Raw genomic sequence first — 14,724 nt, 5'->3', positions numbered from 1 at the left:
GCAAATCATCCGCTATTAACGATCACCCTTTTTTTTCTTCGACTTTTTCTTCTGTTCCATCATCCAGAAGAAATAGCCACCGGCTCCCAGTGCCAATAACAGCATGAGAATCAAAGCATAGACAACGATGCGAATAACCCCTGCTGAACCGGGATTAACATCGACAAACAGCACCGTTTCTGTTGATGGGCTGTCAAAGTTGCCAGAGTTCAGGCGGGTTGCCGGGAACAGGGAAACAGCGATCTTCTCCAGGGAAAGCCCCTCAATACTGTTTGCCACCAGAGTTTTTACTTTCGGTACCAGACCCGCCAGTTCCAGCTCAGGGGTATACTTGATAAACACTGAAGCTGATGAGGGATAGTTGACATCCGTAAGGCTATCCTGCTCCTGGGGCAATACCACATGAACACGAGCAGTCACGACACCATCAATCATCGACAGTGTTGACGAAAGCTCCTGTGACATGGAATAGGTATAACGGGCCCGCTCTTCTGTCGGGGAAGAAATCAAACCATCTTTAGGAAAAATATCACCGATCGACGAGTATTTTTCTTTCGGAAAACCAAGACTGCTCAAAATCTTGATAGATCTTGCAACATTACCGCTTTCCACCATGATGGTGACAATTTTGTCTTTATCCACCAGCTTCTCAGTGGGAATCTCATTATCAAGAAGGATGGCAAGCATTTCATTACCTTCTTTTTCATCAAGCCCGGAATAAAGCTCGACTTTACACCCCAGTAATAAAAGACCGATGAGACACAGTAATGTAACCTTAAAGCTCTGGACAAACCCCTGTTTCATGACGAGCCAACCTTATGCACGTTAAAATATAATTACTCATACATTTAACGGCCAGTTGCGAAGAAAAATTATGATTTATAGAGTATAGTTTTAAAAGAGAGGGACAATGAGGATAGCTGAAGAAAAATCACCTTATTTTCCTTCAGCTTACAGAAGAATAAAAAATTACTGATTCCGTAATAGCGTATCGAATGTCTGAGTACTTTTACTGACAATCTTCCCAATATAGTCTTCAGTAATCATCAGATTGGTCATAGCCATCTGAGTCTTGAACATATCCTTCATCCCCATCGCCTCACCAGGTGCCAAGTGCTGCTTGACCAGGTCAGCCCTGCCTTCCACATGATTCCTGAGCCCCTGCATTCCCTGAAGCACCTTATCTCCCAGCGTCAGGGCCGGGGCATCCGGATTAGCTGCCACGTCAATAGGTTTAACGTTCGCCGCCTGAGAGGCTCCATCTGGCGACTGGCCAACCAGCTGGGCGAAACGGCCTGCCGCCCCATCTTCTGGTTGATTCGGATTGGCAAGGCCTTCCTGGGTTTTTTCCAGCGCTTTATCCGCCAGATTACCTGTCTTGATAATATTATCCGCCATGATAGTAACCTCTATTGATTATTGATTGGTTGAGGTACTTAAAATCCTCTTATCTGTTTAAAAACAGCTTTTTAAAATTTTTATCTTACAATTTTAGCTCATCTGCCTTGCTCATCAAAAACTGCATAGCGCGCTCCACACTGGGGCGGTTGAAATCAGAATCATCCACAAACAAACAGATAACCAGTTGATTTTCTTGAAGACCTACCTGTAAAGGATAGGGGAAGCTCCTTTTGTAATGGCATTCCGCCAGTGCACTTTCTAAAACGGGCAGACTATTAAAGGGGTCTATCTCCCGGGCCAGATACATCAAAACGCCCTCTTCTTTTTGTTCCATATAAAAGGATCCGGCACCTTCAATTTCAAAGCATGCTACGCCGGTATCACCGAAATCGAACCCCTTGATGCCCATGGCCTCAGCAAATTCAGAGACTACGCTATTACGCCAATCCATTCGTCCTCCTTAACTTTTCACTTCACCCGCTGGTGGTTCATATCCTCCCGGATTCATCCGCGGAGCCCCCTGAAGATCAACCAGTGACTGGATGTACGTCTCGATCTTTGTTTCATTACCACCCAGTAGAGGTATTTCAGTTTGTGATGCTTTTGCTTGTTCCATATAACCAAGCAACTGTTCTAACTGAGCCTTGTCCCCTGCCATTGACTGGATATCTTTAAGGACATCACCAATATCACCATATGACTCCCCTTTGACTTGCCCTTGAACCTTAGCGGCAATAAACGCTGCGGTTCCCCTGGCAGGAGTTGACTGAACTGAAGTATTGTCAGTCTCAAATGTTGCTTCAACCGTCATTCCATCATCTACCTCCTGATTTCCCGTTGTATCCAGGGTTGCCTCGACCTGCATACCCTCCGCGACATCCTGACTTTCAGACTCATCCCAGGTTGACTCAACAGACAGGCTTTTCTCCTCAGCCCTGATGTTGAATGTGTGGGAGTATTCCATTCGGTCAAAGATATCCGTACCCAGCGGGCGTGTTTTCGGCTCACTAATAGGATCAAACGGATGCTTAAAGAACGACTTCAAACGAGCACTGAAGGGACCTTCTTTAAGGTGAGGAGACACACTGTCTCTAAAGGATTTAGATGGCCTTTTCTTTATTTTCGAATCTATTTCAGCAATGGTTGATTTAAGGCTGGCAAGATTGTTTTCCAGCTGCTCAAGATCCAAATCCGGACCACGATCCTCTTTCAATACTTCCATTGCCGTACGAACCAGATCATTCACACTTTGACCGGGGTGAGTTCTCACCCACTCTTCCAGCGCTTTGGTATCTGGCGGAATAAGCTGCAGTTCTTTGCCCTCCCCTTCGGGAGTGATAGCCACTTTAAGATCTTTGGCAAAGGCTTTACCCCGTTGGCTGGCAACATCTTTCAGCGCATCAATAATATCAACACCATTCTCTTCTGCATGCTTCAAAGCAGTTAATGAGCAGTCAAAAACAAAGTTGGTGTCCTTGCGTTGATGCAACCCCCGGGCCTTATCCAGTAACTCATCCTGTTTCAGTATGAGTTCTTGATCGGAAAGCCCATCAAAGCTGCCCTTTGCCGTCACCTCGGATGCCCCACTGGCACCTCCTTTGGCAGTCACCTCAGGGGAGGTGGCTGTTGCCGGGTCAACGGTGGCTTTAGTTGCTGTCGTTGACGTTTCACCCTGTGCCGCAGGCTCAGGCTGCGTCGTCCCAGCTCCAAGAGTGGGAACACCAGTGGATGCCATAAACGGATTATCTGGTTCCTGAGCTCCTTTGAATTCACGGCCCAAATCACCAATAATGCTACCTGGTTCGCGGTCTGGGTTTGATGCAAGAAAACCTTTTAACGCATCTTCCGAGACTTCGGTTTCTCCACCCTTGCCATAGTTTTCATCCGTCTTCACGGAACCTTCTTCTTCCAAAACCAGATTATCCTGTACTTCCAGAATTGCTTGACTCAGGCTTTCTTTAATTTGTTCATTGGCAAAAATTTCTTCCGGAATCTCACGAATCAAGGTCGCAGTCTTATTCATGAAGGCCGTTCTGACTTCAACGGGCTGCTTATCCAACCCCATTTGCTTAATTAAATTGGTAAAGTCACCTCCTGAAACAAACTGTTGATCCAGCAAATCCAGAACATTGGTCATATATTTCTGGCCATCAAATTGCCCAATACTAACCGGTGGCCTTCTCATCTCCCCTTGTGTTTCCATGCAGCAATCATGGATACCCACCAGCCTTTTCAAGGTCGTCATATCATTAATCACTGAGCGCAGGTGAGTGTCTTCCGTTCTGGATGTCATGGAATTCAACTCGCCACTCAAAAACCTGAGCCTTCTATCAACTGAGTTCTCAAAACCAGTCGCCACCTGATTATTGTCCGGATCTGCATCCACCCCGCCCTGGTTATTAGTCAGGTCTTTAAATGCTGCGCCGAGGGATTTATGATCCTTGACATGACCATATAGCTGCGAGCGAACTTCATCCGGGGTTTTTCCGGGATGGTAGTCCTCGGCCAGTTTACCGGCAGCGTTTGAGATCTCTCTGCCAATCTCAATATATTGAGGATGCTCGTTTTCAAGCGCTTCAATGGCTTTAAAAATTTCATCTTTAGGCAGGGCGTCAGGATCGGCTTTAAAATCAACAGCGATCTCATAAAGCGCAAGATACTGGTGATAAGGATCCTTGAACTCTTCTTTGGCCCCTTTAAGATAGTCTTCTTGTCGATAATCCTCTTTTGATTCTTTAGGAAAGCGTCTTTTGAAATCCTGTGTTTCAGGAACTTCTTCAACATTCTTGATTTTTTCAATTAATTCAAGCTGCCGCGCACTTGCCGATTTACCCTTATCTGCTTCAATGTCTTTTTTATTCTTGAACTTAGACACCAAACTGGTGAGTTCTTCCGCAGCATCGGCAGTGGAGAGCATTGATGGTTTTGTATTGGAGGCTTCTACCCCCTGCCCGGTTGACAGTTTCCCAGCCTTGCCAGCTGCGCTCTCGCCAGCCGCACCGGGAGCCTGCATCTGCTGCACCGCTGCTGAGGCTTGTATTCCTCCAAGTGGATTACCCATGCTTTCCCTCTGTGCAAGAAAAAGCCAACCCGCAGGGTTGGCTACATCTTATAAACCACGTCCTTTGATTGTGTCATCAAGATCAAGCAATTGACCTGTAATCAGGCTCTTGTTGTCGATTTGAGCGTTTCAAACCATGAGCGGATGATCTCATCCATCTTGCTGATCACCGTTTTCACCATATCCTGATGGAGGTTCATAAACTCGCTATCAGACTGTGCAGCAGAATCATGCATTCTCTGGTTTGCCTCGTGTAATTTGCCCTGGGCCTGATGCATGCCTGCCTGGTAGTCTGTACCAGCCTTGATCATATCACCGCTTGCAGCGGTCATCTGGGAAAGACCATTACCAATCGCTACCTGCCGTTGCATATTCCCCTGGTCCAGTCCGCCAGCTTTGGCTGACATACCAACCTGGATACCACCGGAAATGATCTTGGTACCAGCACTGACCCAGCCACCAATGGCGGTCATCAGGGCTGCATTCTTCATTTCTTCTGCCTGGTTGAGAATCTCAGATTTTGCCGCCTGCTGCTCAATGGAACGAGACTCCCTTGAGGCAGCACGCTGGTTGGCACTCATCTTGAACAGAAGCTCCATCACGGCAAAGATATCCACCAACTGCTCAAGCATTTTCATATCCGCAAAGGCTTCACCAGCAGAAAGCAGGTTCATTCCCTTACTGCTGTTCATAAGAAATTGTGAAAGTCCCTGGGGAGCATTACGCATCAGGGCGGCCTGGTTCTTTAATGAAATAGGATTGCTGGCTTGCAGAATGACCTGTATTTCCTCCTGACCAAAGCCCATTTTGGCCAGCAGCTGCTTTTGCTCTGCACTGCCGAGCTGACCAAGTTTGCCGTTCAATAGTGCTGCCAGCCCTTTGGCCGTATCGGCACCAAATCCCAGCGCCTGCAGAACGGCCTTGGTATCAGAGCCTGCTGAGCGCATCATATCCAGACGACTGCCGTCAGTATCCGGCGGCGCAAGAGATATCATCGTTTTGATCTGGCTGTCTGTAAAACCCAGAGATCTCAGAATGGCCGTTTTCTGATCCAGACCTTTTGCCCCTCCATGCTGATCGGCCAGAAACGTCTGGATATCTTTAGAGGTTGACAGCTTTTCCAGGTTATCCAGCTGAGTCTTCTGAAAGCTGCCCATACCGGCCAGCACCTGCCGCTTTCCTTCAGAGGTTTCCACACCTTTGCCGGAAAGCAACTGCATGTGCGAAGAGGCATCATCAAGAAGCGCCGCCTGTGATTTCAGCTTTGCGGTTTCTCCTTTGGTCACCGTGCCATTCTGAATATTATTGAACAGCTGTTTGGTTGACTCCATGGCCTCGTCGGTTGACTTGGACAAAGTAGCCAGGGTTTTACTGGCATTGGTCATTTGATTTGGTGACAAATCATCGGGCGTGGCCAGTGACGGCTTGGCCTGTTGACCTGCTTTGTTAAGGTCGTTCAAAACCTCGGATTTAGCGTGTTTGGTTGAGGCAAGACGGACACTCTCTTGCTGAAAGTCAATATCGCCTTTCTTGATTGCCGCTTTCTTTGCGTCAGATGTCGCTGGTTTTTCAAGGAGCATCTGCATATTGGCACTGTGTGCCGCCCGGTCTGCACCAGAAATTCCCTCGGCCATGAGTTACCTCCATGTATCATTGTTAAGGGTAAAGCAACTTTTATTTATTATCCTTTGAGAGAGCCGTTGAGCTTGGTCATCGTATCGTGGTTGTCTTTCATCATGCTGGTCATGACTTGCCATACCTGCTGCATATCCTCGATAACCTTCTGGATATCCTCAGTCAGGTTATCGATGGCATGCTGATTGGCCAGCATCCAGGCATACAGCTCTTTCGCCTCGGCTCTTAACATATCTGCGTCATAATTCAGATTGGTAATGTGAACATTGACCGAACCATCAGCAATCATGGCAGCCCCACCAGTAAGTCTGGCAGCCTGTGAACAGCGAGTGGTGACCGCTGCCATCTTGGCCGTCTTGGCTGTCGCTGTTGCCGCCGTTGTTGCCGAAGCTGTGACTGTCGCGGCACTGGATGCACCACCCGCCGCCGCAGCAGTACCCTGGGAAGTCGCGTTCGCCGCTGTAGCCGCAGCACTGGCCCCCCCCCCGGCAAACGCGCCACCAAGACTCATTACCAGAATCAAGGCCGACCAGAACACCATCGCGCCAATCATGGCCTGGTCTTCATTCGCACCAAATGCCTCGAAGATCGCGGCAACTCCCTTGTTCATCCAGTCACCGGTTTCGGAAGAAACAGTCATCATCACGGTCAGAGCCAGACATGCGGCCATTAGCCCCATGGCTAATGGCGAACCAACACCAGTAGCAAACATAACAGCCATAACAACAGCCATGAGAGCGACGGCTATATAACCGAATATTTTAGCAATCGCCCCCGACTCTTTGGCTTCTTCCGCTTTTTCAATAGATTCGGCGATCTTTGCCAGCCGTTTTTCTGAAATCTGCTGTCGCTGCTGCTCATTAATTTTGATATTTTCCTGGTTGAATACCAGACGGCTGTCCTGCAACTTGGTCTGAATTTGCATCAGCATTTGAGTTGCAGTATCCACATCAAGCGTTTTATTTGAATCCAGGAATGTTGAAGTAAAGGCCTTCAGTTCAGCTTGCAATTCTTTTTGAAGGTCTGCGGGTCCACCTTTCAGGTTGGCAACTTTGTTGAAAGTATCGGCAAAAAGATCACCCAGCTTTCCAAGCGAGTCATCACCGGCAAGTTTGCCACTCACCTGGGCAGAGAATGAATGCATGGCCCTCAGGGAATTATCCGGATCTTTCGGGTCAGCCAATTTCAGCATTCCATCAACCAGCTCTTTACTGTACCCCATGGACAACAGATGGTCCTTGTTGCTCTGCATAGAACTGATATGACCAGCCAATGGATTTGGCCGCCCGCCAGGCCCTTCGGCAAAGGCTTTCAGATCACCAGTGACCAGAGCCAAATAATCCGGACCACCTTGTTCGATCGTTGCCTCAGAAGCCAGGCCAAGCTTTACCGCTTCAGGGTTCGTTTTACTCAGCTTCTGGATTTCGGAAAAAACAGAGATCTCCTTGAGAACTTTTTCAGAAGGAGAATCTGAGCCTTTCGCAGGAGCATCCAGACTGTGCTGCGGCTTAATGGGAGGAGCAATATTCTCCTGAACCTGATTCGTCGATACCGTGTTTTGCTCCGAATAACCACGACTGACTTTTTCTTTTTGCTCAACCTGATCGGTCTGTTGTTGCCGGAGTGATGGGTCTATATCCGCCTGTTGAGGTATCTGACCCGCCGAATAAGACCCCTGTTGGATACCATCCATTCTGCTTACTCCCTGGTCTATTTTAGATTTTCCAGCATATTTTTGGCACGTTCCAGATCCTTGGCATATTCCGGACTATCACCGGCCCAATCAATGGAAGTCTCATAAGAAATCTGAGCATTTTCTCTGTCGCCTTTCGCTAAATGACAATCGCCGATATACATCATTGGTCGGGGATCATCAGAATCCAGAAGAGTAGCGAATGAGAAGATCTCGATGGCGCTGTCATATTGTTTCTGCATTTGTTGACAGGCACCCAGTCCAAGAAAGTATTTACGATTGAAATGGTCGTAAAAACACAAGAATTGAAAAACTTTCGTTGCTTCTTCGTACTTCCCACCCTGATAAAGGTTGTAGGCAACTGAGTATATTGCTTCCATGGCATCATCACTCAAGTTTTTCAAATCTTTGAAGGTTCCCCCCTCACCGAAGAAATTCATGAGTTTATCTTCAAGTTCTGCACCTTCATAATTCAGATCTTCACTATTCACGTGTGACTCCTCCATGAGTTAACGCATATTTTGAATAATAGTACTTATGGACTGGAAGTACTTGTTGATAAAATTAGAGAGCATTTCAAACGTCTGGTTGTATTTATTGATAGTCTGTTGAAGCTTGGTGGTTTGCAATTGTGATTGACTGGTCAGTGATTCAATTTTTGATTTCAAATGCTCGATATTGGCATCCCACTCTGCAGAATTATGACTATTGTCATTACCGCTTCGGTCAGTCTGAGCGCCCATCTGTTTCCAGAAATCAACCATATCCTTTGTCATTATGGAAGAGCCTGACGTACCAGCCGCAGCCTTTTTTTCCTTGGCTTTGGCCAAATACATATTGGCTTCTTCCAGCAAATCATTTTTCTGATTGATGGATTCTATCTGGTCTTCCAGTTGTGTCTGGAGAATATCCGCCCGGGCCGTCAGCACGCCCATAATCAAGGCATCCAGGCTGGGCTTGGTGAAATCCACGGGTTCGCCCATCAGATAAGCATTAATTTGTGACGCTCCGGGACCTATGTAATTATCACCATTCCAGTTCGCCGGATTACTGACCTCCTGAACCATGGCAACAGGTGCCTGTAAATAGACCAGCTTCTGTGACGCTTCATCAAGCTGTCCCGTATATCTAAGCGAGTTCAGTGTCTGCTTATTAACCGAGTAAAAGTGGGTGGGGGTTAGCGAGTTACCCTGATCATCCGGGTCAGCCATTGATAACAAGGCTTCAATCTGGGCATCGGTATAGCCGGCAGCCCGGAGTGAATTAATCCTGCCATCATTCAAGGTAACGGTTTTGTGGTTTTCTCCAGATTCGCTGCTGGAAGAATCCACACCGCCAATGGAGGTACTCATTAGTGACTCCCTGTCATTTTGAATATCCGTTAAGTCGCTTCTTTAACTTTAGGTTATGAAACAACGTTCTTGCCAATTACACCTTGGTCGATTTTTTTATAAAAAGAAATTCAAAAAATCATTTATATATAAAATCTCAACAATGACTTTTAACTCGGTTTTTTTCACCATTTATTTATGCCGTTTATCCGCTTATTCTGATAACTCATCATCCAAATCACCTTTTGGAGCGGACATCGGAGTTTGTACAGATAGAGGGGCTGACTCAGCAACAGGCCTGACTTTACCTCCATACCCCATTCTACCTTTTCTATAAGCTTTTGCTGCCCGTACAAACTCAACCAACAGATCAAAAAACTCGATCCCCTGCATAGCCTTATCACCAAAATTCTCCAGTCGTCTGCGCGTATAACCGATGGTCAGTGGTTCAGCATTTGGGTCAGGGCAAAGCTTGTCATCAGCGAATTGCATGTAAACTTTATTCGTCAATTGTTCAATAAACTCATCTGTAGGCTCTATTAAATCCATCAGCTGATTCGTTTGCTTTTCAACCTCAAACAGCCTGGCATTCTGAAAAGTATCAGAACCTTGGTTATCTCTATGATCTGTAATATGACGAAACTGTTCAAAAAGGCCTACCGCAGCATCCGTTACCTTTTTTATGGTCGTTTCATCAATCTGTCTGCCCGGTTTCTGAGAGTTCCTACTCCATTGTTCTGGAGCATGAGCCCCATTTGAAAATTGGATGAAGTTTTTAATGATCAGTTGCTGGAATTTATAAATATTGTCAGCAAGTTCATCGTCACTCGCTCCCTCCACCGTTTGCGTTGCCGCAGAAGAGACATTGCCTCCTGTGACGGGTGGCTCACTTCTGCCATTACTGGCAGAGGGTCGCCGTGATTCTGTTATCGTCGGCCTGTCATCCCTGCCACCGGGACCTGGGTGTGGGCTTGAGCCAGATTCAGTTCTGGTGGTTGAATTCTCCGGGTCAGTCTGTGTTCTGTCTTCCGGAGAATTCTGTGAACTCTGTTGATTCTGTGGATTTTGTGGACTCTGTGGATTTTGTGGATTCTGGTTCTGACCACTATTACTCTGTGATGGATTCTGCGGGTTACTGAATAGAATATTATGCGTTGTTACTCCCAAAGCTACGCCCAGAAAAGCCAGGGCACAAATTGCGAAAAAAATCGCAGCATAAGGTTGTCCTGCCATGAGAGTGACAAGAAAAATGGCGCTGCAAATCACAAATCCAGCCCATAGCGGGTTATTTTTGACCACATTCAACAATTTGTTAATTGCACCCAATACTCGCTGAAATAGCTTTTTGCTGGTTTTATCCCCCCCTCCTTCAATAGTGACTGAACCACCACTCCTGACGGCTGGATCATCATCAAGACCACCGCCTTCGATCGAAACGCTTGCAACGTCCGATTCATCATCCGTCGATGACGTTTTACTATGAGTCGCAGGCGGTTTATAAGGAGCCGGAAGCTTATTTTCATAATGCTCAGGATCTCTGTTTTCTCTGACAATCTGTCCCACTGCTGTGCCAAATTCAGGCCCAAACAACCTACTGGTATCATGCCTGGGCGACATTTCATGTGTCCTGACATTACGAGGCTCTTCTGCAAGCTCAGTGGTTACCGACATAATTTCATCTTCGTCAACCGGTGATAAGATTTTTTCATGGTGTTCAGGTTCTACTGGATCACCATACAAACCCTTTTCAACACGGGAATCATGAGTCGATGGAAATAAACGTGACTCTTCATTATTGGGTAGTGTGTTATCAGCAGATGCTCCGTCAGGCAAATCAGACGTCGATAATCTCGCTTCATTAGAATCAAGGTTTGGTCCCGGACCATTTTCAGCCTGATCAGGAAGTGGATTTAAAGATGGCAATGAGTCCTGTTGAGGTTTAACCGTTCTCTCCCCCCGAGGGTGAGCTACGGAATCATGCGCTTTTTCACCCCGGACAGAAGGGTCTCCTTTGCCCACTTTGGAGGCCGTCACTTTTCGAGAACCATGAGGAGTAACCATAGTCCCCTCTTTTCCTGACTCAGGCTCTGAGGACGAACCATCAATTGGTGATGACGGGTGACGGCCCGTAGGAGGAGAAATTGTGCTGCCCATGCAAATTCCTTTTCAAAAATATCCGATATATAAAGAAAAAGTCTAGCTGATGAATGAAAAGCAAAATTAATAAACAAAGGAAATTAAAAAAATTTTTTAATTAAAAATATAAACTAAATTAATAACCCTAAAAGCAGGTATTTCATGTAATGAATCAAGATAATCAATGAATCGTTCAGGCTGGCAAGTCAATTATGCAGAATCCACCGGGTGTTCATAAAATTCAAGAACAGCAGACATCAAATCTTTGGGACTGAGTATGCCCACCAGGTTTCCATCAGCAACAACCGGAACACGGTGAGCCTTATCGGTCATAAAACGCTGATACACCGTAATAATATCTTCCTGAGGGTCAGCAGTGACCACCTGACTGGTCATATAATCACGCACCAATCCTGCATCCTGGGAAAAATAGCTGCCATTTAATGTCCCTTCGAGGCAGTCTGACTCTGAAAGAATCCCGATAAGTGTCCCTTCATTGTCAACTACCGGTGCTGCCGTAATATTATGTTGCAGCAGAATACGGATGGCTTCAGCCACTTGAATATCCGGAGAAACGGTAACAACTTTGGGGGTCATGCAATCTTCAACAGTGATCGATCTCACAATCACCTCCTTTGGCTTATGAATCCAGCTCACACCAGCGACTGACAATGAATTAATTTTAGTTCTCAATCAAGCAGATAGCTGAGCATAAGCAGCCGGAAATATTCAATACCATCAAGCCAGACCCAGAGGCACTCCCGGGGTCCCGGGTGGGATGCCCCTTACAAGTGGAAAAGAGCGTAACAAACTCTATATAATACGCGGCAATTTCAAACTGACCTCACACAGAGATTGACTGTCAATGAGCTATTCATCTGTTCCTGCTGGCAAAAGTCTGCCAGAAGACATCTACGTCATTATCGAAATCCCTGCCAATGCTTCGCCAATCAAATACGAAGTTGACAAGGATATGGATGCCATCCTGGTTGACCGCTTTATGGCAACCCCAATGTTCTACCCAGCCAACTACGGTTACATCAACCAGACCCTGGCTGACGATGGCGACCCTCTGGACGTTCTGGTAGTGACACCCTACCCGGTTATCCCGGGCTCAGTTATTCGCTGCCGTCCTGTCGGCATGCTGAACATGTCTGACGAAAGTGGCCGTGACGAGAAGCTGATTGCCGTTCCTCACGACAAACTCTCTACGCTCTACAAAGACGTAAAAGAATACACAGATCTGCCAGCCCTGCTGCTCCAGCAGATTGAACACTTCTTTGAAAACTATAAAGATCTTGAGCCTGGCAAGTGGGTCAAGATTGATGGCTGGGAGGGTTCCGAAGCGGCCCTGGAAGTCATCAAAAAGTCTGCCGCCAACTATAAAGGCTGATTTTTCTTAAGGCTCAGGTTTCGACCTGAGCTTATCCACTCATTTTTGCTGTTTTCTTTTCTCTGCAACCCCGCTCCTACTTGCATCTCTGGTATATCACTGCACAATACATAGTATTCACCATTATAAACAGCAGCTTATATGCCAAAATGCCAACTCCGCCTGATCTGGCCCCTTTTTCTGGGTCTGTTAATCTCAATATCTGCCCAGGCCAACCTGAGCCAGTTATTCGGGACAGAATCCAGTGAAAACCAGGGTTTTCTTCCGGTCGAAGAAGCCTTTCAATTCACCGGGCGAATTGAGCGGGGTTCGGCGATCATTGATGTTGCTGTAAAACCAGAGCACTACCTTTATAAGCACCGTTTCACCTTTACGCCGGTGACCGATATCTCAACACTGGGTACAGCTGACTATCCTGCCGGTGAAGCGATTTTTGACCCTTATTACAACAAAGAACTGGAAGTATTCAGTGAAAACCTGGTTATCAACGTTCCTGCCAGCCATTCAGGCAACCTGCCGGAACTGGAAATCGGCTTCCAGGGCTGTGCCAGTGCCGGACTGTGTTATCCACCCCATAAAGTTGTTATTCCATTGGTGATTACCCAAGTCAGTGATTCGCCCGTTTCAGCCAGCGTAACTCTTACGGCGGCATCAGACTCCGGGAACGCCTTTCAGCAGCAGCTGGAACAGAACAGTCTGCCAATTGCGCTACTCATTTTTGTCCTCGCGGGTATTGGCCTTAGCCTGACGCCCTGTGTCCTGCCCATGTTCCCGATACTGTCGAGCCTGATCCTGGGAACCAGGACACAGAGCAAAGCCCGAACCATTGCCCTGACGATGACCTATATACTCACCATGTCAGCCACCTTTGCCATTGCCGGTACATTAATGGGGCTGTTTGGTGCCAGTCTGAACCTTCAGGCAAAGCTCCAGTCCCCATGGCTGCTGATCCCTATGGCAATACTCTTTGTGCTGCTGGCCCTGAGTATGTTTGGCCTTTACGAGTTGCAGCTGCCCGCCCGGGTTCGGGACAAACTCAGTGGCAGTCCGCAAAACTCAGGCAGCTTGTCGGGGGCTGCCGTGATGGGGTTGTTGTCAGCACTGGTGGTTTCCCCATGTGTCTCGGCACCCCTGGCCGGAGCACTGGTCTATATCAGCTCAACCGGTGATGCTCTGTTTGGTGGGCTGACACTGTTTGCCCTGGGCCTGGGCATGGGTATTCCCTTATTTGTCCTGGCGTTAGGCGGAAGGCACTGGCTGCCAAGATCCGGGGCCTGGATGAATGGTGTTCGCTCATTCTTTGGCGTATTACTTCTGGGCGTCGCCATCTGGATGCTGGAAAGGGTTATCGCTCCATCAGCCACGCTATTCCTGTGGGGTGCTTTGCTAATTGGCTGCGCCGTATTCCTGGGCGCTCTTCACACCAACCTGACAGAAGCCCACCAGAAGCTCCGACAGACCGTCGGCATACTGTGTCTGATCTATGGAACCTGCCTGATTATTGGTGCCGCCATGGACAATAGAGACCCATTGAATCCGTTATTGGGTAAAAGCAGCACGGCAATAGAAAGCCTCACTGAACAGACAGAGAGTTCCCGCTTCAAGACGGTAACGACAGTGAATGAACTGAATAACCTGCTGACAGACGCAGCCCTGAACAACCTGCCAGCCCTGGTGGATCTCTATGCTGACTGGTGCATATCCTGCAAAATCATCGAGCGGACCGTGTTCCCTGACCCACTGGTCACTGATCAGTTGGCCAGAATAGCCCTGATCAAGCTGGATATCACCGATAACACGCTGGAACACCAACAGTTCCTCAACCAGTATCAACTGTTCGGACCACCCGCCATGCTGTTTTTTGATGCCAGTGGGAGTGAGTTGTCTGCACTGAAATCCCAGGGTGAAATCACCGCTTTGCAGCTGCATCAAAAGCTGACAAAACTGCTGACAGCCTCCGGAATAACTACAGATGTCTGAACTTGTCTGAAACAGGCATGAAATGCTTCGTAACTGTCGTTAACCTCCTGTAACACGCACAAACTGGACGCACTCTTGACAATGGGGCAAAATG

Annotated in this window: 12 protein-coding genes; 2 read left to right on the top strand and 10 right to left on the bottom strand. The window is 47.4% G+C overall.

The window, feature by feature from the left end; genetic code table 11:
- Positions 1-15: 15 nt before the first annotated feature.
- From sctJ to J7438_RS04130, 10 genes are all read right to left on the bottom strand, one after another.
- Positions 16-804 carry a type III secretion system inner membrane ring lipoprotein SctJ gene (gene sctJ / locus J7438_RS04175; protein WP_209199953.1) on the bottom strand — a complete coding sequence of 263 codons (789 nt, stop codon included), beginning with the start codon at positions 802-804 and terminating at the stop codon, positions 16-18.
- 165 nt (positions 805-969) lie between these two features.
- Positions 970-1,398 (bottom strand): EscF/YscF/HrpA family type III secretion system needle major subunit, encoded by a 429-nt coding sequence (locus J7438_RS04170; protein WP_209199954.1) that lies wholly within the window; start codon positions 1,396-1,398, stop codon positions 970-972.
- An 85-nt stretch (positions 1,399-1,483) separates the two neighbouring features.
- Positions 1,484-1,852, bottom strand: coding sequence for a type III secretion system chaperone family protein (locus J7438_RS04165; RefSeq protein ID WP_209199955.1), 369 nt, complete (start codon positions 1,850-1,852; stop codon positions 1,484-1,486).
- A 9-nt stretch (positions 1,853-1,861) separates the two neighbouring features.
- Positions 1,862-4,462, bottom strand: a complete 2,601-nt coding sequence (locus tag J7438_RS04160; protein WP_209275557.1) for a TyeA family type III secretion system gatekeeper subunit — start codon at positions 4,460-4,462, stop codon at positions 1,862-1,864.
- Positions 4,463-4,563: 101 nt separating this feature from the next.
- Positions 4,564-6,096 carry a hypothetical protein gene (locus J7438_RS04155; RefSeq protein ID WP_209275556.1) on the bottom strand — a complete coding sequence of 511 codons (1,533 nt, stop codon included), beginning with the start codon at positions 6,094-6,096 and terminating at the stop codon, positions 4,564-4,566.
- Positions 6,097-6,143: 47 nt separating this feature from the next.
- Positions 6,144-7,790, bottom strand: coding sequence for a type III secretion system translocon subunit SseC family protein (sctE, locus tag J7438_RS04150; RefSeq protein ID WP_209275555.1), 1,647 nt, complete (start codon positions 7,788-7,790; stop codon positions 6,144-6,146).
- A 17-nt stretch (positions 7,791-7,807) separates the two neighbouring features.
- On the bottom strand, positions 7,808-8,281 hold the full coding sequence (locus J7438_RS04145; protein WP_353620093.1) for a SycD/LcrH family type III secretion system chaperone: 474 nt from the start codon (positions 8,279-8,281) through the stop codon (positions 7,808-7,810).
- A gap of 18 nt (positions 8,282-8,299) precedes the next feature.
- Positions 8,300-9,142, bottom strand: a complete 843-nt coding sequence (locus J7438_RS04140) for a hypothetical protein (RefSeq protein ID WP_209275554.1) — start codon at positions 9,140-9,142, stop codon at positions 8,300-8,302.
- A gap of 192 nt (positions 9,143-9,334) precedes the next feature.
- Positions 9,335-11,044 (bottom strand): hypothetical protein, encoded by a 1,710-nt coding sequence (locus J7438_RS04135; protein ID WP_209275553.1) that lies wholly within the window; start codon positions 11,042-11,044, stop codon positions 9,335-9,337.
- Between the two features lie 423 nt (positions 11,045-11,467).
- Entirely contained in the window at positions 11,468-11,881 is a 414-nt protein-coding gene (locus J7438_RS04130) for a CBS domain-containing protein (RefSeq protein ID WP_209199962.1), read from the bottom strand.
- Between the two features lie 241 nt (positions 11,882-12,122).
- Between J7438_RS04130 and ppa the strand changes: the two genes are divergently transcribed.
- Both ppa and dsbD read left to right on the top strand, forming a co-directional pair.
- A complete protein-coding gene (ppa, locus tag J7438_RS04125; protein WP_101745973.1) occupies positions 12,123-12,650 on the top strand; it encodes an inorganic diphosphatase in 528 nt (175 codons plus the stop codon).
- Between the two features lie 141 nt (positions 12,651-12,791).
- Positions 12,792-14,630, top strand: a complete 1,839-nt coding sequence (gene dsbD, locus J7438_RS04120) for a protein-disulfide reductase DsbD (RefSeq protein ID WP_209275552.1) — start codon at positions 12,792-12,794, stop codon at positions 14,628-14,630.
- Positions 14,631-14,724 lie beyond the last annotated feature (94 nt).

Source organism: Thalassotalea sp. G20_0, from assembly GCF_017744175.1.
GTDB lineage: Bacteria > Pseudomonadota > Gammaproteobacteria > Pseudomonadales > Endozoicomonadaceae > Endozoicomonas.
The sequence above is the reverse complement of the archived record's forward strand: the minus strand, read 5'-3'. Positions and strand labels throughout refer to the sequence as shown.

What these genes read in the sequence shown, in the direction of transcription:
- sctJ (WP_209199953.1), bottom strand. Translation starts at nt 804, where the DNA reads ATGAAACAGGGGTTTGTCCAGAGCTTTAAGGTTACATTACTGTGTCTC.
- J7438_RS04170 (WP_209199954.1), bottom strand. Translation starts at nt 1,398, where the DNA reads ATGGCGGATAATATTATCAAGACAGGTAATCTGGCGGATAAAGCGCTG.
- J7438_RS04165 (WP_209199955.1), bottom strand. Translation starts at nt 1,852, where the DNA reads ATGGATTGGCGTAATAGCGTAGTCTCTGAATTTGCTGAGGCCATGGGC.
- J7438_RS04160 (WP_209275557.1), bottom strand. Translation starts at nt 4,462, where the DNA reads ATGGGTAATCCACTTGGAGGAATACAAGCCTCAGCAGCGGTGCAGCAG.
- J7438_RS04155 (WP_209275556.1), bottom strand. Translation starts at nt 6,096, where the DNA reads ATGGCCGAGGGAATTTCTGGTGCAGACCGGGCGGCACACAGTGCCAAT.
- sctE (WP_209275555.1), bottom strand. Translation starts at nt 7,790, where the DNA reads ATGGATGGTATCCAACAGGGGTCTTATTCGGCGGGTCAGATACCTCAA.
- J7438_RS04140 (WP_209275554.1), bottom strand. Translation starts at nt 9,142, where the DNA reads ATGAGTACCTCCATTGGCGGTGTGGATTCTTCCAGCAGCGAATCTGGA.
- ppa (WP_101745973.1), top strand. Translation starts at nt 12,123, where the DNA reads ATGAGCTATTCATCTGTTCCTGCTGGCAAAAGTCTGCCAGAAGACATC.
- dsbD (WP_209275552.1), top strand. Translation starts at nt 12,792, where the DNA reads ATGCCAAAATGCCAACTCCGCCTGATCTGGCCCCTTTTTCTGGGTCTG.